Origin of the sequence: Flavobacterium hibernum, from assembly GCF_000832125.1 — a bacterium.
Classification (GTDB): domain Bacteria; phylum Bacteroidota; class Bacteroidia; order Flavobacteriales; family Flavobacteriaceae; genus Flavobacterium; species Flavobacterium hibernum.
Genome location: NZ_JPRK01000009.1, coordinates 150,863 through 172,225, shown reverse-complemented (window position 1 = coordinate 172,225; position 21,363 = coordinate 150,863). Strand labels below are relative to the sequence as shown.

Sequence of the window (21,363 nt, the reverse complement as noted above, 5' to 3'; positions counted from 1 at the left end):
AAAATAATTTCATTTATAATGTACTTTTTTTGGGGAAAATCGACTTATTTTTTTAGTTTGATTATTTAAAACCATTAAAAATAGTGTTATTTGTAAGTTTTTTAAGATAATAATTTTTTAAGTGATTTTTAAGCTAAATTTTTAAGATATAATCATTTAGAATCTAAAAATAAATTACATTCGCATCATAAAAAGTCATTTTGGAAATATGCGCTTAGTACATTTTACTGCTTCGAAAGTCTGGAGGGGACACGAGCAAATGATAATAGATATTTTTGAAACTTTTCGGGACAATAATTTGGTAAAAGATCAGTTGATCATTTGTCCAAAAGATTCTGAAATTTTTAAAATTGCTATTCAAAAAAATATAAAAGTTTTAGGTTTAGATTTTAAATCTGAATACAGTCTTAGCTTTGCTAAAAATTTTAAGAAGGAGGTTGAAAAATTTCAGTCGGATATCTTATTTCTGCACAATAGTAAATCTCATACTATTGCAGTTTTGGCGTCAATATTTTTTGGTTTAAATGTACCAATGGTTCTTTTTAGAACTTTAATTAAAAATGTTGGAACCAACTTTTTTAGAAAATATAAATACAATCACAAATCAATTAAAAAAATTGTTTGTATCTCTGATCCTGTTGCCGATATTCTTAAACTCTCAGTTAAAGATCACGCAAAGCTTACAGTTATTGGAAGCGTTGTAGATACAGATAGATTTATAAATAATCCTAAAAAAGGTTTTCTTCACGAGGAATTTAATATTCCGCAGGATTATAAAATAGTTGGAAATGTTTCGGCATTTTGTAAAGTAAAAGACCATATTACCTGGGTAAATACAGTAGAAGAGTTATTTAAAAGAGGACTTAAAGCAAAATATGTTTTAATTGGTGAAGGATCTCTGGAGCAGGATATTAAAGATTATGCACGTTTGAAGGGCTTGGAAAATGAAATTATTTTTGCAGGTTTTAGAAAAGACGTAAATAAATGTCTTCCTGAGTTTGATTTGTTTTTATTTACCTCTAAAAATGAAGCAACTGGCGGTGTAATTCTTGAGAGTTATGCTTGTAAAGTGCCGGTGGTAGCTGCAAAAGCAGGAGGAATACCAACAGTTTTAATAGATAATGAAACGGGTTTATTGGCCGAAGTTGGAAATTCGTTTGATTTTGCAAACAAAGTCGAAGCACTTATAGACAATAACTTACTTCGAGATAAATTTATCGATAAAGGTTATGAGTTTTTAATGAGTACTTCAACCCGCATAATTATTGCGACGAAGATTTCTAATGTTGCAAATGAGGTTGTTGTTAATAATGCATTTTAAAAAATACTTATGTTTTATATTGTTTTAGTTCTATTGATTGTTTTATTTGCTTTTTTGATTGTGCTAAATGTTCAGTTCAAATTGTTTTATTCGCCTAATAAAAAATTAAGAATTTTAGAATATCATTCTATTTCTACAAATGGTTTCGAAGATCAAATTACAATTAAGAAAGAAAACATAATTGAGCAGTTTGAATATTTAAAAAAGAACAATTATAAAACTTTTTGGTTGTCGGAAATTGATGAGCTAAAAAATAAAAATCAGCCTTTACCCGAAAAATCAGTAGTTCTAACTTTCGACGATGGATTTTTGGACAATTATACAGAGTTGTATCCTTTGTTAAAGCAGTACGATTTTAAGGCAGTTTGTTTTATGGTTTTAGGAAGAATTGGCCAAAGAATTGATTGGGGCGGAAAATTTATCAATAAAAATGATAACATGCAGTTAATGAATAAAGAACAATTGTTGGCTATTGGATCTCATATCGAATTGGGTTATCATACTTTTAAGCACGATAATTATGCTTTTTTATCTTTAGAAGAAATCGAAAAGGACTTGCAGCTTTGCCAAGAGATTATTGCGAAAGAAGATCTTAAAGTTTTTCCTGCTTTAGCATATACTTACGGCGGATATTACAGAAAAAAAGGGCCAAAACAAGAGCAGTTTTTTGAGTTGCTCAAAAAATATGGTATTAAGTATGGTCTTAGAATTGGAAATAGAATCAATATATTCCCAATTAAAGATGTCTATAAAGTACAACGTATTGATATTAGAGGAAGAGATTCATTTGAAACTTTTAAAAAGAAAGTCATACTTGGTCGACGTAAATTGTTTTAGGAATAGGGACTTTAGTTAGATCTTTTTTTCAAATCACTTTACGATTAATAGAAAATACAAATTAGATATTATAATATAAAACCGTCAACATCTTAAAAATGTGGCGTTTTTGTTTTTTTAAGCGGAGATGATTGTGTTAAACATTTTTAAAAACAACACTATCACTCCAACCTTCTAAAGTATATTTTTTATAAACAGATTCAGGGATTTTTTCATAATCATTTTCGAAAAAAGAAGTAGGTATAACGGGATTTTTCTCGTCGATTATAAGGATATTATTTGGGTTGTAAAAATCGTAATCCTTTATACTTTTATTAGTTGTGATAAGTTTTTTTCCTAAACCAAGACTTTCAAAAACTCTAAAAGTTAAACCCGTTTGACCAACTCTATTGATGTCTAATAATACTTTTGAGCGATTAATATAGTTGTTAACCTCAGATAAGGACATGTGTTTGTCTATATAAGTAACGTTGTCATTGGTAGGTTTATGATTTTTGTCGTAAACAATAAACTTATGATTTACTTTTTTTGATTCCAGTTCTTTTACCACACGCATTAAAATGGGTAATCGTCTGTCTATAGAACTAATGTTAAAAACATCATATTCAAAATCAGTATTTGTATTTGCAGTTGTATTAGAAGAATTGTAAATCCAGTTTGGAGCAAATTTTAAACCGAATTTTTGACAATCTTCTTTCTCAAATGAATAAGCTTCATCAAAAGACGAAAAAACGCGTCCAATTTTAGGGCAACGGTAACTATTGTCATTAAAAAAACCAATTGATTTTTTGGTGTATTTCTTAAATTCCAAAATGCTTTTCGAATCAATAAAGTCCCCTTTTATGGTTAAAATAACGTCCTGAACTTCTTTGTTTTCTTGTAGTTTTTTAATGATTTCTTTTCCGTAATACAAATTCTTCAGGTTTATTTTGAAAAGATTTTTTAAAATAAAATTCTGAACTTTATGTAATGGAGTTGGGTATTTATATTTAAAAGCATTAAAATCAATATGTTTTACTTTGTGTCCTTGTTCTTCCAAACTTGTGGCTATATGTTTGTTAAGGCCCCAATTGTCAAAACTTATCAAGGTAATTTGCATAGTATTGTTATTCATATTTTTGTAGGTGTAAAAATACTTAAACCTGTTTTTTTTAAATTACATAATTCCCACGTGTTCAATAATAAAAGCCTTTTTCATTCTAACATGGGATATAATAACGCAAAAAATACAGTTTTAATATATGGTTTGATTTGTTTTTTTACAACTTCATCTTCTCTTGCTATCCCTTTTGCGACAAGGAATATTTGCTGGAATAGATAAAAAAAATGTTCCAGAATGAAGTTATCTTGTTTATTAGATTAATTTTGTTGCCAAAGGTTTAATCAGAAAAATAAAAAAATGTAAAAAAATGTTCAAACATAGAAAAAGAGCATTTTTAAACAGACTTAATCTTAGAAATACACATGGCTAATAAATTAGTTATTACTGCTAATAAGGGAGATTTTAGTGAATACAACAAGGAAAAACAGTATAATGATATTCTTGCTATTATTGATAGTTTCCAAAATTCAGGAGAGCTTTTTGGTAATGGAGATCGCAATAAAATTAAATTGTTCAATTTAAATGGTAAGACAATTAACATCAAATCATTTAAAATCCCGAACATTATTAATAAGGTAGCTTATAAATATTTTAGAAAATCAAAAGCAAAGCGTTCGTTCGAATATGCTACAATTTTGTTAGAAAAAGGAATTGGAACTCCAGAACCAATTGCATATTATGAGAATTTCAATTTTCTAGGATTAAAAGATAGTTACTATGTAAGCGAACATTTAGTAACAGAGTTGACTTATAGAGAGTTGGTGGAAATTCCAGATTACCCGGATCACGATAATATCTTAAGACAGTTTACTAAATTTACATTTGATTTACATCAAAAAGGAGTCGAATTTCTAGATCATTCTCCCGGAAATACTTTAATTAAGAAGGTAACTGAAAATAAATATGAGTTCTTTTTGGTTGATTTAAACCGAATGAATTTTCATGAAACAATGAGCTTTGAGCAACGCATGAACAATTTTAGACGTTTAACGCCTAGAAAAGACATGATTGCAGTAATGAGTAATGAATATGCTAAGTTTTATACGGATAAGACTGAAGCTGAAATTTTTGAAACGATGTGGCATGCTACAACTCATTTTCAAGAAGAATTTGCTAAAAAGAAAAGACTTAAAAAGAAACTTAAATTCTGGAAATCTTAGTGATTTTGAAAATACTGTCATGAATTCATTTTATTCTTAGTGTAAATCTTTTCTTATTTATAAAATTAAAGAAACAGTTGGTTTTTATTTCTGATTTCATATATTTAGAAAAAAATATATATGAATTACGACAATAAACCAGACCACTATTACAGTAAAGTTCGTTTTGAGATGCTTAAATATTTGCCGGATCATGCTACTAAAATATTAGAGGTAGGTTGTGGAAATGGCTGTTTTGGCGAGTTAATTAAAAAAGATAATAACAAAGAAGTCTGGGGTATTGAAATGATGCCTGAAGAAGGTGAAAAAGCCAAAAAAGTTTTAGATAAAGCATTTGTTGGAATGTGTGAAGATTTTATCAACGATTTGCCAGACAATTACTTCGATGCCATTTATTTTAATGACGTTTTGGAACATGTATATGATCCTTATGCTTTATTAAAAGAGATTAAAAAGAAACTTTCAGATAAAGGAGTTGTTATCAGCTCTATTCCAAATATCAGATATCACAATCAAATGACCATGTTTTTATGGAAAAAAGATTGGAAATATGAACAACATGGCGTTATGGACTTCACGCATATGCGATTTTTTACCGGAAAAAGTATTAAAAGAATGTATGAAGAAGCAGGATATGTGGTGAAAACAAATGAGGGAATCAGAAGAACAAAATCTTTAAAACCTTACTTATTTAATATTTTGTTTTTGTTCACTCAAATGGATATTTTTTACCTGCAATATGCTACTGTTGCTTCAAAGTCTTAACTTTTTTGAGCTCCCGAAAACGGACTGCAACACTTAGTGCATTAAGATAACAAATAATAATCCCTTTTTTTCCGTCTAAGATACCAAGACGGACAATGTATTGGTTTAGAAATTGATATGCAGGACGAATGTAAAAATGAAAGAAATTAGGATTGGTTTTTTTTTGCAATTCTTCCTGCACTTTCAATTGCCCGTAAAGAATCATTTTTTTCTTGTAATCCTCATAATTCGAATAGGAGTAATGAGTGAGTTTATTTCTTAATTTACCAATTTCTCCTTTTACAATTAGCTTTTCATGGACGATTTTTTCGTGGTTATAAAAAGCATTTTCTTTCTTAAAAAGACGAATAATTTTATCTGTTTGCCAACCGCTAAAATGTAATTTTCTACCTTTAAACATAAAGGTGCGATACATGAAATAAGCCGTAGCACTATTTTTGAGACTGATTATATAGACGATTTCATCTTGAAGTTTTGCTGTAAGTCTTTCATCGGCATCCATAAATAGAATCCATGAATTTGTTGCAAGATTAATTGCAAAATTGCGCTGAGAGGCAAAATTATCAAATTTACGTTGTACCACTTTTACATTCTGAAATGACGTAGCGATCTCAAAAGTTTTATCTGAACTGTAGGAATCAACAACAATAATTTCATCGGCAAAAGCCAAATGATCAAGAACAGTTTTTATATTTTGTTCTTCATTATAAGTAATTACCAGAGCCGTTAAAGGTTGTTTCTCAGACAAAATCATTTGGTAATGCTAAGGTTTTTATCCAAAAAGAATTTGATTTTAGCTTCAAAATATTCAGGTTTAAATTCCTGATATAATGATAAAGATTCCTTTTTGAGCATTTTTTCTGTTTTTTGCTCAAATAAATCAGAACGGTAATCTTTTAAATGCACCGAAAGATGATGAACTTCATCTTCAAAAGTAGCCCAGATTTTCTTTTCAATCCAGGGAGAAAAAATAATAAATGAAGGTTTTTCAAGTGCTTTCACCATATTAATTGCACCACCATCATTACCAATAATTAAATCACAGTGATTGACCAAGCCAATAAAAGAGCGTAAATCTCCGCCCAATAAATCAAAGTAAATTTTTTCCTGAGTTGAAGGTTTACAAGCGTTAAATACGGTTTTAGCCTGCTCGATTTGCTTTGGGAAATAATTAAAAAGAATATTTACATTGGCATTATCAGCGATATAATCGACCACTTTTGCCATGTAATCTAAAGGATAAGTTTTTAAATTCTCGCTTCCTAAAAGACTTATCATTACTGTTTTTCGATCTTTTTGAACCTTGTGTTTTTCAAAAAGTGCAATCGCCTCTTGGTTTTCTTTTTCAGATACAAACAATTTAGGAATTGGATCTATTTCAATTTTCAAATCCAAAGGTTCTAATAATGAAAGTCGTCTTTCGATTGCTAAACCTAAATTGGTTTTTGGAAAAGGTTCAAACGGAACATTATCAGTATATAAAAAGTTTCTACCGGGTTTTTTGTATGATATTTTTTGTGTGGCATTGCTAAGCAAAACTAATATCCAACTTTCTAATTTTGAATAAGCATCGATTAAGATGTCATACTTTTCTTTTCGAATCTGAAAACCAAGATTTAATAATTCTTTTTTGCTTTTGCGGTGTTTCTCTTCAAACAAAATAATATTACTAATACTTGAATTTCCTTCTAAAACGGGCGTTGTCGAAGCATAAACCAAATAATCGATTTGAGCGTTAGGATAAGCAGTACGCAAGTTATTGCAAATTATACTGCTAATTAAAACATCGCCAATCATTTTTTGCTGAATTACAAGTATCTTCATAGAGAAAATGGAATCTTTTTATAAGATTACAAATTGAAGCAAAAAAAATCCAAATTCCAATCATTATCAATTGGAATTTGGATTTTTTAATTTGTTTTATTTTAAAACTTAAACAGCTACGTCGTATTCACGAAGTGCATTGTTTAATGAAGTTTTTAAATCAGTAGATGGTTTACGAGTACCAATAATTAAAGCACATGGAACTTGGAACTCACCAGCAGCGAATTTTTTAGTATAACTTCCAGGAATTACTACTGAACGAGCAGGAACAAAACCTTTCATTTCAACAGGCTCGTCACCAGTTACATCGATAATTTTTGTCGAAGCAGTCAAACAAACGTTAGCACCAAGAACAGCTTCTTTACCAACGTGAACTCCTTCTACAACAATACAACGAGAACCAATAAAAGCACCGTCCTCAATAATTACAGGAGCAGCTTGTAATGGCTCTAAAACACCACCAATACCAACACCACCGCTTAAGTGAACATTTTTACCAATTTGTGCACAACTGCCAACAGTTGCCCAAGTGTCTACCATTGTACCTTCGTCTACATAAGCACCAATGTTTACATAACTTGGCATTAAGATAACTCCGCTAGAAATGTAAGCTCCATAACGTGCAACTGCATTAGGTACTACACGAATTCCTTTTTCAGCATAACCTCTTTTTAGCAACATTTTATCGTGATATTCAAAAATACCAGACTCCCATGTTTCCATTTTTTGAATTGGAAAATACATAACAACCGCTTTCTTAACCCATTCGTTTACTTGCCATTTGTCTCCAACTGGTTCAGCACAACGTAGTTTTCCCGCATCAACTAGTTCGATAACTTCTCTAATAGCATCTGTAGTTGCAGTTTCTTGTAATAAAGCTCTGTTTTCCCAAGCTTGTTCAATTATAGTTTGTAAAGAATTCATAAGTTTTAATTTTTGGCAAAGATAGCGTATTTACGGAAAAGCAAAAAAGCAAAACCTTTGTAAAATGTTACAGATATAACTTTTTGTTTTTAATTTGATAAATAAAATTGCGACTTATTTAAAAAGAAACATATTAACTACCTCTAAAAGTTTTTTTAATATCAAAATATGACAAAAATCAGATTTTGAATTTTTTCTTCTCTTTAATTTCGCGGCATAATTCCCAAACCACTTTAATATGGGGATTAAAAATACATTCCAAAACAAAATATATAAGCAGCAAAAGATGAATCAAGAAAATCAGCTTCGAAATCAAATTATAGTCATAGATAAAGAAGTCACGTGGGATAAAACACAAGTGATTATGAGTAAAACAAATGCCTTTGGTATTATTGAATATGCCAATGAAGTTTTTGTCGATGTATCTGGTTACGAAGATTACGAATTAATGGGACAACCACATAATATGATCCGTCATCCAGATATGCCAAAAGTTATTTTTAAAGTACTATGGGAGAATCTTAAAGCGGGTAAAAACTTTCATGCGATTGTAAAAAACCTTGCGAAGTCTGGACGTTATTATTGGGTTGTTACTGATTTTGAAATTGCAAAAGATGAAAACGGTGTAATTGTGAATTATTTTGGAAGAAGACAAGCTGTTCCTCAAGAAGTTATTTCGTTGCATATTGAACCGTTATATAAAAAGTTATTACAAATTGAAGCGGCAAGCGGAGTAGAGTTTGGTGAGAAATATTTGATTGGATTTCTTGAAGAAAAAAAGAGAACGTACGTAGAGTATATTAAGGAGTTAATATACGAACATGAAAAAGCACAATCGAAGTTTGCTCAATATGAAGAACAAGATAATGAGGAAGAGGAAGAAAGAGGTTTTTTTAGACGTTTATTTAATAGGTAGATTATTTATAGTTTTTTAGTTTTTAGTATTTGGATGAAAAATCCGTTTTGAGTTTGTCAAAACGGATTTTTTTTAGTGTGGTAAAAAGGTTTGTTAAGAATTGAAAAATTAAAATAGTTATCTTTGACAAAACTTACAAAATGCCAAGAATTCTCTCTATAGACTACGGACAAAAACGCACAGGAATTGCTGTTACTGATGAAATGCAAATTATTGCGTCAGGTTTAACTACTATTCCAACAAATACTGTAATTGATTTTCTAAAAGATTATTTTGCAAAAGAAAAAGTTGAAACCGTCTTAATTGGTGAGCCGAAACAAATGAACGGCGAACCATCTCAAAGTGCTTCAATAATTAAAGGCTTTGTAACTCATTTTTCTAACATTTTTCCAGATATGAAAGTGGTTAGAGTAGATGAGCGTTTTACTTCAAAAATGGCATTTCAAACCATGATTGATAGCGGTTTGAGTAAGAAACAACGTCAAAATAAAGGGTTAATTGACGAAATTTCAGCAACAATAATGCTTCAGGATTACCTTTCTTCAAAACGATTTTAAATTTTTCCTCATTTTGAATTCTTTAATCTAATATTTTTAATAAAAACATAACTTTTATCATAGAAAATTAGTTTTTTTTTGCAATTATAAAAAGTACCTTTGCACTTTAAAAACAATACTGTTATGCCTAACGAAACAATACGTTCTAATAGTGAAGTAGTACTAATTGGAGCGGGAATAATGAGTGCCACTCTTGGAGTAATTTTGAAAGAATTACAACCTGATATTAAAATTGAAATTTACGAAAGATTAGATGTTGCCGCAGCCGAAAGCTCAGATGCTTGGAATAATGCAGGAACGGGACACTCAGCTTTTTGTGAGCTAAATTACACTCCGGAAAAGGCTGACGGAAGTATTGATCCTAAAAAAGCAATAAGCATAGCAGAATCTTTCGAGATTTCTCGACAATTTTGGTCTTATTTAGTACAAGAAAATAAAGTACCATCTCCAGATAATTTTATTAAAAGTGTTCCTCACATGAGTTTTGTTTGGGGAGAAAAAAATGTTGAATATCTTAAAAAGAGATTCGCAGCATTACAAAGCAATCCAATTTTTTCTCAAATGGAATTTAGTACCGATATTGAGCAGTTAAAAAAATGGATGCCACTTGTTATGGAAGGCAGAGATTCTAACGAAAAATTAGCTGCTACCCATATGGAAATTGGTACCGATGTTAATTTTGGTGCTTTGACCAGAAGCATGTTTAATTATTTAGAAAAACTAGATGGTGTTTCTTTGTATTTTAATCATGAAGTTGAAAAATTAAAGCAACGTGATGACAAATCGTGGAGAATTAAAATTACTGATTTAGCCACAGGTCAAAAACGAAAAGCATATACAAAATTTGTATTCATTGGTGCTGGTGGAGGTTCATTACCTTTATTAGAAAAAGCAAACGTTCCGGAAGGAAACGGTTATGGAGGTTTTCCTGTAAGCGGACAATGGTTAAAATGTACAAATCCTGAAGTAATTGCAAAACACCAGGCAAAAGTATACGGAAAAGCAAGCGTTGGAGCACCTCCAATGTCTGTTCCGCATATTGATACACGTGTGATAGATGGTGAAAAAGCATTACTTTTTGGTCCTTTTGCAGGATTCTCTACACGTTTCTTAAAAAACGGTTCGTACTTAGATTTGCCATTATCAATTAAAGCAAATAATTTAGTACCAATGTTATCTGCAGGATTTCACAATATTCCATTAACAAGGTATTTAATTGAGCAAGTTCGTCAGTCTCCAAAAGACAGAATGAAAGCTTTACGCGAATATTTACCTTCGGCACGTTCTAAAGATTGGAAATTAGAAAAAGCCGGACAACGTGTTCAGGTTATTAAAAAAGATGAGAAAGAAGGTGGTGTTTTAGAATTTGGAACAGAGGTAATAAATACACATGACGGAACTTTAGCAGTTTTATTAGGAGCTTCTCCTGGTGCATCAACAGCAGTTGCGATCATGATTGATTTAGTAAGCAGATGTTTTACAGATCAAATTAAAACTCCGGAGTGGGAAGCAAAAATGAAAAACATGATTCCTTCTTACGGACAAACTTTAAATGATAAACCAGAATTTTTGGCCGAACTTAGAAAACATACTTCTGAAGTTTTGAAGCTAAATAATTAGTATCTGGAAATATAATATAAGAAAAGAGCTTAGTTTTGATATCAAAATTAAGCTCTTTTTTTATTTGGAAAATAATATGATTTGTTAACTAATTAAATCATGTATAAAGTATTATTCGTTTTAATCCTGACTTGTTTCTTTAAATTCTGTGGTGATTTTTAAAATCTTTTCTGCCAAATTACTCATCCATATTAATTGCTCAATCACCATTTGTGCTTCTTGCATTTTGGCTTGACGTGTTTCTTTGTCTAATTCGTCATCTGTAGATAAACGTTTGAAATTAACACGTTTGAGCTCTTCAAATTGTAAAGTAACATCTTCTTTATCAAAAAAAGGATCGGTAATAACAGTTTCATTACGCAAAATAGAGATCGAATTGTCTAAGTTTGAAAGTATTGTTTTAATGATATAGTTAAACGATTCTGATGCCGATGTTGTTTGATGTGACTGTATATAAGTAGATAATGAGGCTAATGCAGATAATATTGAATGGTTTAAAACCACCAATTTATTAACCAACGGAAGTGTTTTTTGTTTCGATTTTGGTTCTTGCATCATGCGCTGAAAAGAAGTCATTAAATTACCAACCTCAACAAAAGCATTTTTTCGGGCCAAACGGTAAGAAGTCGGCACTTCACCTTTTTTATTATAAAAATCGGCAATTTCTTTAAGATAATTTCGGTTTGCTTTAATCGAGTTTTCGATATGAATTGGCGTATTGATAAATTCCCATGCAGGCCATAAAAACTGATTGGCCATAAAAGCTAAAATAGCTCCGGCAAGCGAATCTAAAATTCTAAACTGAATTACTTCGACCACATTTGGAGTTAAAATTCCGTATATAAAAACCACATACATCGTTACAAATGTGGCACTTATTTTATAATTGATTTGCGTAAATGAAATTCCCAGAAGCATACAAACAATAGAGAAGATACTCAAGGCAACATGGTTTTGAATAACAGATACAATTCCAAATGCTAGTAAACCTCCTAAAATAGTTCCAAAAATTCTATTGTACGAGCGTTCCTTTGTTAAGCCGTAACCAGGTCTCATAATCACAACAATAGTTAGTAAAATCCAGTAAACGTTTTGAAACGGAAGAAACTTCCCGATAATAAAACCAATTAAAATTGTAATCGTTAGTCGTAGTGAATGTCTGAAAATAGAAGAAGAATAAGTAAGATTTTCAATTAAAGTACGCAACGGATAATATTGAGGCGTTAAGAATTTTTCAAGTTCTTTATCTTTATCCTTTAGTTTAAACGATTGCATGGCTAACGAAAACGCACGTTGAATAGTTTTAATTTTTCCAACTTGATTTTTAGCATATTTCAGCATATTCGTCAACATCAAAACGCCCTCAGCAGCTTCATCTTTGCCTAAACTTTTTTCGTAGTCAAAAATGGCAAATTCAAATGCATCAAGTTCATTTTTTAAATCATTTTTATCGACATAAACACTTATATTATGTACGTTTTTTGAAAGTTTTTTTAAAGTTGAAGCCAGTTTATAAGCAACATTTTGATAAGTGCGAAGAACGTCTGGATGCTTCGCAAATTTTTCATGAAGTTTACTGTGATCAAAAGAAGTGTATAATGCAAGTTCTTGAATTTCGACCAAAGTAATAAAAACAAGCAACATTTTTCGATTTTGACTCGTTGCTGCAGAAGTATTTTGATTGCCAATAAGTAATTTTCTTAAATCTTCATGAATCAAATTTAGATCAACCTGAACACTCAATTGTTTTTCGATAATTGATTCTCTATTGGCTTCGGGATTCCATAAATCACCTCTTAATTTCAAGTATTTTGCGGTTAATTTTATTCCCTGAGCAATTTCTAATTCAACATATTTATAAGGTTGCACAAAATGAAAAACAAGAGATACAATTAAGTATAAAATACCTCCAACGAAAATCCACCCAGAATATTCAACGGCTTCCCAACCTTCGTGTAAATGACCAAAAGATAATGAAATTGATAATAAAGCCGAGAACGAAACTAAAGTTGCACGTTGTCCATAAACTGATATCATAGAACATGCAAAAAGTAAGAATACTAAAAAAGGATAAAAAATATAGGGATATGGATATGCAATATTCACCAAAAAATTAACACCAGCTACGATAAACGAAGCTGCAATAAGACCTTTTATTTTATGGCTTAATGAGCTCGGAATATCACTTGGATAAGTATAAAAAGCACCTAACGCAATTGTAAAACCTATTTCAAAATATCCTAAAAAGTTCAAAATTAACACAGGAACTACTGAAGCAATGGTTATTTTTGAGGCATTAAAAAAAGAAGTACTATTGGTAAATTTAGTGATACGTTCAAACATATAGTAAGGTTTATAAACAAAAGTACGAATTGTACGAATTAATTTGGCATAATTATAGATGAGTTTTTAGAGCTAAAGCAAAAAATGACATATAATATGGCTTTAGAATTATTCATTGACTATTTTTTACTATTTTTGCCAGCTGAATTAATAGAAATAAATTCAGGGTTTTCAGTAGATAATACATTAAAATAATACAAATGATTTTACCAATTGTAGGATATGGTGATCCTGTTTTAAGAAAAGTGGGCGAGGCAATTACGCCAGATTACCCAAACTTAAAAGAAACAATAGCAAACATGTATGAGACCATGTACAACGCTTACGGAGTAGGACTAGCTGCACCTCAAGTGGGTATGCCAATTCGTTTGTTTGTTATTGATACAACTCCTTTTAGTGATGATGACGATTTACCGTCAGAAGAGCAAAAAGATTTAAAAGGTTTCAAAAAAACTTTTATCAATGCTAAAATTGTTAAAGAAGAAGGTGAAGAGTGGAGTTTTAACGAAGGTTGTTTGAGTATTCCAGACGTTCGCGAAGATGTTTACAGAAAGCCAACTGTAACAATCGAATATTGTGAGGAAGATTTTGTAATGAAAACAGAAGTTTTTGACGGTTTGATTGCAAGAGTTATTCAACACGAATACGACCATATCGAAGGCGTTTTATTCACAGACAAAATATCTTCTTTGAAAAAGCGTTTGATTCAAAAGAAATTAAAAAATATTACAGAAGGCAAGACTTTTCAAGAATATAGAATGAAATTTGCTGCTGCTAAAAAAGGGAGATAAGCATTCTAAAGTATAAATTTAGAATCATCAAAATATAATAAATCAAATTCTTAATACTAATTTTAATAAACATGAATTTAGAGAAAATTTTAGCCATTTCTGGGAAACCAGGTTTATATGTATTGAAAGTACAAACTCGTACAGGTTTTGTGGCAGAATCATTATTAGACGGAAAAAAAATTACAGTAAACTTAAAAAGTAATGTAAGTTTATTATCAGAAATTTCAATTTATACTTACGACGGCGAAAAACCATTGACTGAAGTAATGCAACGTATTGCAACTAAAGAAAATAAGGGACAAGCTATTTCTCATAAAGAAGACAACGCTACATTGGCAGCTTACTTTAAAGAAATTTTACCTGATTATGACGAAGAAAGAGTATATCCTTCTGATATCAAAAAGGTATTAAACTGGTACAACACACTTCAGGCAAAAGGTTTAGTTACAGATTTGGCTCCAGCTGCTGCTGAAGCTGCTGAAGAAGCTCCTGTTGCAGAAGAGAAACCAAAAAAAGCTCCAGCTGCTAAAAAAGTAAAAGCTAAAAAAGAAGAATAGTAGTTCGCTATATTCAAATATATTAATCCTGTTAAGATGTTTTCTTGACAGGATTTTTTACTTTTACAAATCTGTTTGCAATCCAAATAAAACTTCATAAAATGAGTAAAGAACTTCAAATTAAGGCTTTCGAAAGATTATTAATTATCATGGATGAGCTTCGTGAGCAATGTCCGTGGGATAAAAAGCAAACTTTGCAAACCCTGAGACATCTTACCATTGAAGAAACTTATGAATTAGGAGACGCTATTTTAGATAATGACTTGAATGAAATCAAAAAAGAGCTAGGAGATTTACTATTGCATATCGTTTTTTATGCAAAAATTGGTTCCGAAACCAACGATTTTGATATGGCCGATGTTTGTAATGAAATCTGTGATAAATTAATTCACCGTCACCCGCATATTTACAGTGATACCGTTGTTAAAGATGAGGAAGAAGTAAAACAAAATTGGGAAAAACTGAAACTAAAAGAGGGTAAAAAATCTGTTCTTGAAGGAGTTCCAAGAAGTTTACCTGCATTAGTAAAAGCAAGCCGAATTCAGGATAAAGTAAAAGGAGTTGGTTTTGATTGGGAAGAACCACACCAAGTTTGGGATAAAGTACAAGAAGAATTAGAAGAATTGCAAGTAGAAGTAAAATCAGGTGATCAGGATAAAATTGAGGCCGAATTTGGCGATGTTTTGTTCTCGATGATTAATTATGCCCGATTTCTAAATGTTAATCCGGAAGATGCATTAGAGCGTACCAATAAAAAATTCATTAAGCGTTTTCAATATCTGGAAAGTAAAGCTGGAGAATTAGGAAAACCTTTGATGGATATGACTTTGGCCGAAATGGATGTATTTTGGAACGAAGCAAAAAAACTGTAATTATTCAGCCAGTTTTTTTAATGCTTTAATATCTTTAAGTTTAATTTTTTTACCAACTAACTCTATCAGTTCAAGTTTGTTAAAGTCAGATAATAGTCTGATGCAACTTTCTGTGGCAGTACCAATTATACCAGCCAGTTCTTCTCTGGTTAGTTGCACTTTTAGTGTTTTATCGGCAGTTTCCCCAAAAGCATCATATAGATGTAATAAAGTTTCTGCTAAACGCTGTTTTACAGTTTTTTGAACTAAGGCAATTTTATCGTTTTCAGATTCTTTTAAGTCTTCACAAACAGATTGCATCAAATTCATAGAGAATTGATTGTTGTTATTAAAAAAGTGAATGATTTCGCTTTTTGGAATAAAACAAACTTCCATATCGGCAATAGCTTTAGCCGATAAGTTTGCAGGCTCATTACTAATCATTGAGCGCTGACCCAAAAGTTCTCCGGATTTTACCAGTTTTACAATTTGATCTTTACCGTTTGCACTTAATTTTGAAAGTTTTCCAACGCCATCTTTTACACAAAAAACACCATTGGTCACTTCGCCTTCTTCAAAAATAGCCTCGCCTTTCTTAATCGTGTAAGTTGTTTTGCTACTTGCCAATTTTACAACTTCATCTTTATTGAGAGCTTTAAGAGAGGAAAGTTGGCGTACGATACATTGGTCACATTTATTCATAGCAAAAAATTTACTGCAAAATTAAGGAATATTCGCTTTCCAAGGTGCTATTATTACTGAAAAAAGAGATAAAAAATGTAATGTTGATTTTTGCCTGTTTTATTTCATTAAATTAGAATTCGATTTAATTATACTATGATAAATGTCATATTAAAAGTCGGGACTTATTTTGAATATTTGTTACATTAAAAAAGAAACAAATTATGAGTGAGCAGAGTTGTTTTCATTGTGGACTTACCATTCCTAAAAATGAAGAAATCAATTTTGATGAAAAAAAGTTTTGTTGTGCGGGCTGCAAAACCGTTTATGAAATTTTTAGTCTTCATGATCTAACCTGTTATTATGATTTTGAAAAATCTCCCGGTGCAACTCCTCAAGACATAAAAGGAAAATATGATTTTCTGGACAATGAAGCTATCTTATCAAAAGTTTTAGAATTTCAAGAAGGGAATACCGCAATTGTATCATTAAATATTCCTCATATTCATTGTAGTTCATGTATATGGATTCTGGAAAATCTAAACCGAATTCAGCCGGGAATAAGTACTTCTCAAGTTAATTTTCCAGAAAAAAGAGTTCGAATTACCTTTAATACAGATATCGTTTCATTAAAAACTATTGTTTACTCATTAAGTTCAATAGGTTATGAACCTTATATAAGTTTAGAGAATTACGAATCAGGAAAAAATAATGTTGATAGAAGTTTGACTTATAAATTAGGAGTCGCTTTCTTTTGCTTTGGAAATATTATGTTGCTTTCATTTCCTGAGTATTTTGAAATCAAAGAATTTTGGTTAGACAATTATAAACCATTTTTTAGAATCCTGATATTTATTCTGGCATTGCCTAGTTTTTTATATTCGGCAAGTGGTTATTATGTTTCTGCTTACAAAAGTATAAAATCGGGTATGTTAAATATTGATATACCAATTGCTTTGGGAATTATCGTCATGTTTGTGCGTAGTACTTTTGATATAGTAATGAACTATGGATCTGGTTTTTTTGATAGTTTAACGGGGTTGGTTTTCTTTATGTTACTCGGAAAAATGTTTCAAATAAAAACCTATAGTTTTTTAAGTTTTGAGCGTGATTTTAAATCTTATTTTCCAATAGCAGTAACAAGAATTAATTCTGATACATCCGAAGAAAGTGTGCCTATTTATGATGTTCAAAAAGGCAATAGATTGCTAATTAGAAATCAAGAACTAATTCCGGTGGATGGAATTTTGATTAGTGAAAAAGCTGAAATTGATTACAGTTTTGTGACTGGAGAAGCAGTACCAATTACTAAGAAGTCTGGAGATAAAGTTTTTGCTGGGGGAAAACAAATAGGAAAAGTTATCGAAATGGAAGTATTGCATTCTGTTTCTCAAAGTTACTTAACACAATTGTGGAGCAATGAAGTTTTTCAGAAAAATGTAGAGCAAAAACACAAAACAATCACAGATAAAATTAGTCGTTATTTTACGCCAATATTATTGTTGATCTCTGTTGCAGGTTTTGGTTATTGGGTATCTATTGACGCAAATATTGCTTTTAATGTTTTTACAGCAGTTTTAATTGTAGCATGTCCCTGTGCGCTGGCGCTTACAGCTCCATTTACTTTTGGTAACATTTTGAGGATTATGGGCAAGCAGAAAATGTATCTTAAAAATGCTTTAGTTATAGAGCAATTGGCAAAAGTAGATACTATAGTTTTTGATAAAACAGGAACAATTACAACCAACAAAAAATCAAATATAATGTATGAAGGGAATGTGCTTTCTGATGAAAATTATATTCTTATAAAAAATGTCCTTCGCGCTTCGAATCATCCTTTAAGCCGTATGTTATATGATTTTTTGCCTGAATCCAATAGAATTAAAATTGATGATTTTCAAGAGATTACCGGAAAAGGAATTTATGCTTTTTCTGGTGATAAAACAATTAAGATAGGATCTGCGGAGTTTGTCGAAAGTCAAGTAGCAGATTCATCAGAAATCGAAAAAACAAGTCTACACATTAGAATTAATGATATTTATTATGGAAAGTTTACGTTCCAAAATCAATATAGAGAAGGTATAGAAAAATTATTTGCAACTCTAAGTAAAGATTATCAGATAAAAGTACTTTCCGGTGACAATGATGGCGAAAGGGCAAATCTAGAGGCTATTTTGCCCAGGAACACCGAGCTTGTTTTTAATCAGAAACCGGAGCAAAAACTTCAATTCATTAAAAACCTACAAGACAAAGGTCAGAATGTAATGATGGTTGGAGATGGATTAAACGACGCTGGAGCACTCGCACAAAGTAATGTTGGAATTTCTATTTCTGAAAATGTCAATGTTTTTTCGCCTGCTTGCGATGCAATATTAGATGCAAGTGAGTTTTCGAGATTAAATTACTTTTTAAAATTATCTCGCAAGTCCATTACAATAATCAAAATGAGTTTTGTCTTATCATTGCTTTACAATGTTGTAGGACTTTCTTTCGCAATTACAGGCAATTTACTTCCTTTAGTAGCGGCTATTATCATGCCTTTAAGCACTATTACAATAGTGAGTTTTGTAACGATAATGTCTAATTATTTCAGCAACAGTAGTTTAGAGTGATTATAAATAATTTAAAGGTTATTTTTTTATAAATTTAACTAAAGACTTCGACTATGATAATTATCATATTTTAACAACTAGTAACTAAGTAATTTTGTTAACATAAATTTAAGGTATGAGTGTTATTTATCTATTAATTTCAGTAAGTATTTTCGTAGCAATAGGTTTCTTTATTGCTTTTATAGTAGCTGTCAAATCTGGACAATACGACGACGATTATACACCTTCAGTCAGAATGCTTTTTGACGATGAGACCAAAATTACTCCCCAGAATAATAATTCACCAACCGAAGAAAAACAAGTATAATTATGGAAATGGAACAGTTTTATTACGACAACAAAATTGTAAAAAAATTCATTTACGCCACTATCCTTTTTGGAGTTGTGGGTATGTTAGTAGGGCTTACCTTAGCGGTTATGTACCTTTTTCCCAACATCACAGATGGGATTTCGTGGCTTAGTTACGGTCGATTAAGACCATTACACACCAATGCGGTAATTTTTGCCTTTGTAGGTAATGCCTTTTTTGCGGGTATGTATTATTCGTTACAGCGATTACTAAAAGCCAGAATGTTTAGCGATTTTTTGAGCAATTTACATTTCTGGGGTTGGCAGCTCATTATCGTTGCGGCAGCAATTACATTGCCATTAGGATATACTTCATCAAAAGAATATGCTGAGTTAGAATGGCCAATTGATATTGCTATAGCGTTAATTTGGGTTGTAATGGGAATTAACATGATTGGTACAATGTTGCGTCGTAGAGAACGTCACTTATATGTAGCAATTTGGTTTTACCTGGCAACATTTGTTACAGTAGCTGTATTGCATATTTTTAATAATATTGAAATTCCGGTTTCGGCTTTAAAAAGCTACTCTGTTTATGCCGGAGTTCAGGATGCTTTAGTGCAATGGTGGTACGGTCATAATGCGGTAGCATTTTTCTTGACCACACCATTCTTAGGATTAATGTATTACTTTATTCCAAAAGTAGCCAATCGTCCTATATATTCTTATAGATTATCAATTATACACTTTTGGTCTTTAATATTTATTTATATCTGGGCAGGACCACACCATTTATTATATTCAGCTTTACCAAACTGGGCTCAAAATTTAGGAGTAGCATTTTCAGTAATGTTAATTGCGCCATCTTGGGGAGGTATGATCAACGGACTTTTAACTTTAAGAGGTGCGTGGGATAAAGTTCGTGAAGAACCAGTTTTAAAATTCTTCGTTGTAGCGATTACAGGTTACGGAATGGCAACTTTTGAAGGACCAATGCTTTCTCTTAAAAATGTAAATGCTATAGCGCATTATACAGACTGGATTATTGCTCACGTTCACGTTGGAGCCTTGGCTTGGAATGGTTTTATGTCTTTTGGTATTATCTATTGGTTAATTCCACGAATGACAAAAAGTACATTGTTCTCAAAAAAACTGGCGAATTTCCACTTTTGGATAGGTACTTTAGGAATCATTCTATATGCGTTACCAATGTATGTAGCTGGTTTTCAGCAAGCTTCAATGTGGAAACAATTTAATCCTGATGGAACTTTAACTTACGGTAACTTCCTTGAAACCGTAACTGCAATTATGCCGTTATATTGGATGAGAGCAATTGGTGGTACTTTGTATTTAATTGGTATGTTGACTTTGGTTTACAACATCATAATGACAGTTAGAGCAGGTGATACTATTGAAGATGAATTAGCACAAGCACCAGCTTTACAAAGAATTAGTAGCAGTAGACTTAGTGGAGAAAAATTTCACTCATGGCTTGAAAGAAAACCAATTCAGTTAACAATTCTGGCGACAATCGCTATTTTAATTGGAGGAATTATTCAAATTGTACCTACGATTATGGTAAAATCAAATATTCCGACAATTTCAAGTGTTAAACCATATACACCTTTAGAGCTTGAAGGACGAGATTTATATATCAGAGAAGGTTGTGTAGGTTGTCACTCACAGTCAGTTCGTCCGTTTAGAAGTGAAGTTGAACGTTATGGACCACAATCTAAAGCGGGTGAGTTTGTATATGATCATCCATTTTTATGGGGTTCAAAACGTACAGGACCAGATTTGTTAAGAGTAGGTGGTAAATATAATGACAATTGGCATTTTAATCACTTCTGGAATCCACAAAGTACCTCATCTGGATCAATTATGCCAGGTTACAAATGGTTATTTGATAATGAAGCAATGGATATTTCTCTAACTCAAAAGAAAATGCAAGCAATGATTACGCTTGGAGTTCCTTATAGTGAGGCTGACGTAGCAAATGCTCAAAAAACATTGAGAGCACAAGCAATGGCAATCGAAAAGAGTTTAGAAAATGATCCTGATTATGTAAAAAGTTACGAAGCTAGTAAGAAAAAAGCAGCTGAAACAGGTGAGAAATTCGTTCCTATGAATGAAAGAGAAATCGTTGCTTTGATTGCCTACATTCAAAGACTTGGAACTGATATAAAAGTAAAGGGAACTACTAAATAACAGCAT

At 31.3% G+C, this 21,363-nt stretch carries 19 protein-coding genes; 13 read left to right on the top strand and 6 right to left on the bottom strand.

From position 1 onward, the window contains the following. The first annotated feature begins 208 nt into the window (after nucleotides 1-208). Together IW18_RS12010 and IW18_RS12005 are read left to right on the top strand one after the other, a co-directional pair. Nucleotides 209-1,321 (top strand): glycosyltransferase, encoded by a 1,113-nt coding sequence (locus IW18_RS12010; RefSeq protein WP_041517989.1) that lies wholly within the window; start codon nucleotides 209-211, stop codon nucleotides 1,319-1,321. Between the two features lie 9 nt (nucleotides 1,322-1,330). Next, nucleotides 1,331-2,158: a polysaccharide deacetylase family protein gene (locus IW18_RS12005; protein ID WP_052480152.1), complete on the top strand. Its 828-nt coding sequence runs from the start codon at nucleotides 1,331-1,333 to the stop codon at nucleotides 2,156-2,158. 136 nt (nucleotides 2,159-2,294) lie between these two features. Here IW18_RS12005 and IW18_RS12000 read toward each other — a convergent pair whose 3' ends face one another. Then, a complete protein-coding gene (locus tag IW18_RS12000; RefSeq protein ID WP_041517987.1) occupies nucleotides 2,295-3,272 on the bottom strand; it encodes a CgeB family protein in 978 nt (325 codons plus the stop codon). Nucleotides 3,273-3,622: 350 nt separating this feature from the next. Between IW18_RS12000 and IW18_RS11995 the strand changes: the two genes are divergently transcribed. Continuing rightward, complete coding sequence (locus IW18_RS11995) at nucleotides 3,623-4,420, top strand: Kdo domain containing protein (RefSeq protein ID WP_052480151.1); 798 nt, start codon at nucleotides 3,623-3,625, stop codon at nucleotides 4,418-4,420. A gap of 120 nt (nucleotides 4,421-4,540) precedes the next feature. After that, nucleotides 4,541-5,185 carry a class I SAM-dependent methyltransferase gene (locus tag IW18_RS11990; RefSeq protein WP_041517986.1) on the top strand — a complete coding sequence of 215 codons (645 nt, stop codon included), beginning with the start codon at nucleotides 4,541-4,543 and terminating at the stop codon, nucleotides 5,183-5,185. On the opposite strand, the gene IW18_RS11985 is transcribed toward IW18_RS11990, so the two are convergent. The 3 genes from IW18_RS11985 to IW18_RS11975 all read right to left on the bottom strand — a co-directional run bounded on the left by IW18_RS11985 (nucleotide 5,163) and on the right by IW18_RS11975 (nucleotide 7,933). Further along, on the bottom strand, nucleotides 5,163-5,939 hold the full coding sequence (locus tag IW18_RS11985; RefSeq protein WP_041517984.1) for a glycosyltransferase family 2 protein: 777 nt from the start codon (nucleotides 5,937-5,939) through the stop codon (nucleotides 5,163-5,165). The two genes, IW18_RS11990 and IW18_RS11985, sit on opposite strands and share 23 nt — an antisense overlap. Continuing rightward, the gene (locus tag IW18_RS11980; protein WP_041517982.1) at nucleotides 5,936-7,009 is read right to left on the bottom strand and encodes a glycosyltransferase family 9 protein; all 1,074 of its coding nucleotides are present in this window, start codon (nucleotides 7,007-7,009) and stop codon (nucleotides 5,936-5,938) included. Before IW18_RS11980 ends, IW18_RS11985 begins: the two co-directional genes overlap by 4 nt. 108 nt (nucleotides 7,010-7,117) lie before the next feature. Then, entirely contained in the window at nucleotides 7,118-7,933 is an 816-nt protein-coding gene (locus tag IW18_RS11975) for a 2,3,4,5-tetrahydropyridine-2,6-dicarboxylate N-succinyltransferase (RefSeq protein ID WP_035683702.1), read from the bottom strand. A 286-nt stretch (nucleotides 7,934-8,219) separates the two neighbouring features. Here IW18_RS11975 and IW18_RS11970 point away from each other — a divergent pair, with 286 nt between their 5' ends. From IW18_RS11970 to IW18_RS11960, 3 genes are all read left to right on the top strand, one after another. Next, nucleotides 8,220-8,849: a PAS domain-containing protein gene (locus tag IW18_RS11970; RefSeq protein ID WP_041518089.1), complete on the top strand. Its 630-nt coding sequence runs from the start codon at nucleotides 8,220-8,222 to the stop codon at nucleotides 8,847-8,849. A 140-nt stretch (nucleotides 8,850-8,989) separates the two neighbouring features. Continuing rightward, nucleotides 8,990-9,406 (top strand): Holliday junction resolvase RuvX, encoded by a 417-nt coding sequence (ruvX, locus tag IW18_RS11965; protein ID WP_041517980.1) that lies wholly within the window; start codon nucleotides 8,990-8,992, stop codon nucleotides 9,404-9,406. 123 nt (nucleotides 9,407-9,529) lie between these two features. Beyond that, nucleotides 9,530-11,026 (top strand): malate:quinone oxidoreductase, encoded by a 1,497-nt coding sequence (locus tag IW18_RS11960; RefSeq protein WP_041517978.1) that lies wholly within the window; start codon nucleotides 9,530-9,532, stop codon nucleotides 11,024-11,026. A gap of 120 nt (nucleotides 11,027-11,146) precedes the next feature. Here the strand turns inward: IW18_RS11960 and IW18_RS11955 are convergent, their stop codons facing one another. Then, on the bottom strand, nucleotides 11,147-13,369 hold the full coding sequence (locus IW18_RS11955) for an FUSC family protein (protein WP_041517977.1): 2,223 nt from the start codon (nucleotides 13,367-13,369) through the stop codon (nucleotides 11,147-11,149). A gap of 200 nt (nucleotides 13,370-13,569) precedes the next feature. On the opposite strand from IW18_RS11955, the gene def reads away from it, so the two are divergent. The 3 genes from def (at nucleotide 13,570) to mazG (ending at nucleotide 15,589) form a co-directional block, all read left to right on the top strand. Beyond that, nucleotides 13,570-14,160 (top strand): peptide deformylase, encoded by a 591-nt coding sequence (def, locus tag IW18_RS11950; RefSeq protein ID WP_041517976.1) that lies wholly within the window; start codon nucleotides 13,570-13,572, stop codon nucleotides 14,158-14,160. A gap of 71 nt (nucleotides 14,161-14,231) precedes the next feature. Then, nucleotides 14,232-14,717 carry a DUF5606 family protein gene (locus IW18_RS11945; RefSeq protein ID WP_041517974.1) on the top strand — a complete coding sequence of 162 codons (486 nt, stop codon included), beginning with the start codon at nucleotides 14,232-14,234 and terminating at the stop codon, nucleotides 14,715-14,717. A 101-nt stretch (nucleotides 14,718-14,818) separates the two neighbouring features. Then, entirely contained in the window at nucleotides 14,819-15,589 is a 771-nt protein-coding gene (mazG, locus tag IW18_RS11940; protein ID WP_041517972.1) for a nucleoside triphosphate pyrophosphohydrolase, read from the top strand. Here the strand turns inward: mazG and IW18_RS11935 are convergent, their stop codons facing one another. Further along, nucleotides 15,590-16,270 (bottom strand): Crp/Fnr family transcriptional regulator, encoded by a 681-nt coding sequence (locus tag IW18_RS11935; RefSeq protein ID WP_041517971.1) that lies wholly within the window; start codon nucleotides 16,268-16,270, stop codon nucleotides 15,590-15,592. It lies immediately after the preceding gene. 203 nt (nucleotides 16,271-16,473) lie between these two features. Here IW18_RS11935 and IW18_RS11930 point away from each other — a divergent pair, with 203 nt between their 5' ends. The 3 genes from IW18_RS11930 to ccoN all read left to right on the top strand — a co-directional run bounded on the left by IW18_RS11930 (nucleotide 16,474) and on the right by ccoN (nucleotide 21,357). Beyond that, the gene (locus tag IW18_RS11930; RefSeq protein ID WP_041517970.1) at nucleotides 16,474-18,861 is read left to right on the top strand and encodes a heavy metal translocating P-type ATPase; all 2,388 of its coding nucleotides are present in this window, start codon (nucleotides 16,474-16,476) and stop codon (nucleotides 18,859-18,861) included. A 115-nt stretch (nucleotides 18,862-18,976) separates the two neighbouring features. After that, the gene (gene ccoS, locus IW18_RS11925) at nucleotides 18,977-19,168 is read left to right on the top strand and encodes a cbb3-type cytochrome oxidase assembly protein CcoS (protein WP_041517968.1); all 192 of its coding nucleotides are present in this window, start codon (nucleotides 18,977-18,979) and stop codon (nucleotides 19,166-19,168) included. Nucleotides 19,169-19,170: 2 nt separating this feature from the next. Then, nucleotides 19,171-21,357, top strand: coding sequence for a cytochrome-c oxidase, cbb3-type subunit I (ccoN, locus tag IW18_RS11920; RefSeq protein WP_041517967.1), 2,187 nt, complete (start codon nucleotides 19,171-19,173; stop codon nucleotides 21,355-21,357). Nucleotides 21,358-21,363 lie beyond the last annotated feature (6 nt).

Coding starts and splice junctions, on each gene's coding strand:
- IW18_RS11955 (WP_041517977.1), bottom strand. CDS start 13,369: ATGTTTGAACGTATCACTAAATTTACCAATAGTACTTCTTTTTTTAAT.
- IW18_RS11975 (WP_035683702.1), bottom strand. CDS start 7,933: ATGAATTCTTTACAAACTATAATTGAACAAGCTTGGGAAAACAGAGCT.
- IW18_RS11995 (WP_052480151.1), top strand. CDS start 3,623: ATGGCTAATAAATTAGTTATTACTGCTAATAAGGGAGATTTTAGTGAA.
- ccoN (WP_041517967.1), top strand. CDS start 19,171: ATGGAAATGGAACAGTTTTATTACGACAACAAAATTGTAAAAAAATTC.
- IW18_RS11945 (WP_041517974.1), top strand. CDS start 14,232: ATGAATTTAGAGAAAATTTTAGCCATTTCTGGGAAACCAGGTTTATAT.
- IW18_RS12005 (WP_052480152.1), top strand. CDS start 1,331: ATGTTTTATATTGTTTTAGTTCTATTGATTGTTTTATTTGCTTTTTTG.
- IW18_RS11985 (WP_041517984.1), bottom strand. CDS start 5,939: ATGATTTTGTCTGAGAAACAACCTTTAACGGCTCTGGTAATTACTTAT.
- IW18_RS11935 (WP_041517971.1), bottom strand. CDS start 16,270: ATGAATAAATGTGACCAATGTATCGTACGCCAACTTTCCTCTCTTAAA.
- IW18_RS12010 (WP_041517989.1), top strand. CDS start 209: ATGCGCTTAGTACATTTTACTGCTTCGAAAGTCTGGAGGGGACACGAG.
- IW18_RS11980 (WP_041517982.1), bottom strand. CDS start 7,009: ATGAAGATACTTGTAATTCAGCAAAAAATGATTGGCGATGTTTTAATT.
- IW18_RS11970 (WP_041518089.1), top strand. CDS start 8,220: ATGAATCAAGAAAATCAGCTTCGAAATCAAATTATAGTCATAGATAAA.
- def (WP_041517976.1), top strand. CDS start 13,570: ATGATTTTACCAATTGTAGGATATGGTGATCCTGTTTTAAGAAAAGTG.
- IW18_RS12000 (WP_041517987.1), bottom strand. CDS start 3,272: ATGAATAACAATACTATGCAAATTACCTTGATAAGTTTTGACAATTGG.
- ccoS (WP_041517968.1), top strand. CDS start 18,977: ATGAGTGTTATTTATCTATTAATTTCAGTAAGTATTTTCGTAGCAATA.
- IW18_RS11930 (WP_041517970.1), top strand. CDS start 16,474: ATGAGTGAGCAGAGTTGTTTTCATTGTGGACTTACCATTCCTAAAAAT.
- ruvX (WP_041517980.1), top strand. CDS start 8,990: ATGCCAAGAATTCTCTCTATAGACTACGGACAAAAACGCACAGGAATT.
- mazG (WP_041517972.1), top strand. CDS start 14,819: ATGAGTAAAGAACTTCAAATTAAGGCTTTCGAAAGATTATTAATTATC.
- IW18_RS11960 (WP_041517978.1), top strand. CDS start 9,530: ATGCCTAACGAAACAATACGTTCTAATAGTGAAGTAGTACTAATTGGA.
- IW18_RS11990 (WP_041517986.1), top strand. CDS start 4,541: ATGAATTACGACAATAAACCAGACCACTATTACAGTAAAGTTCGTTTT.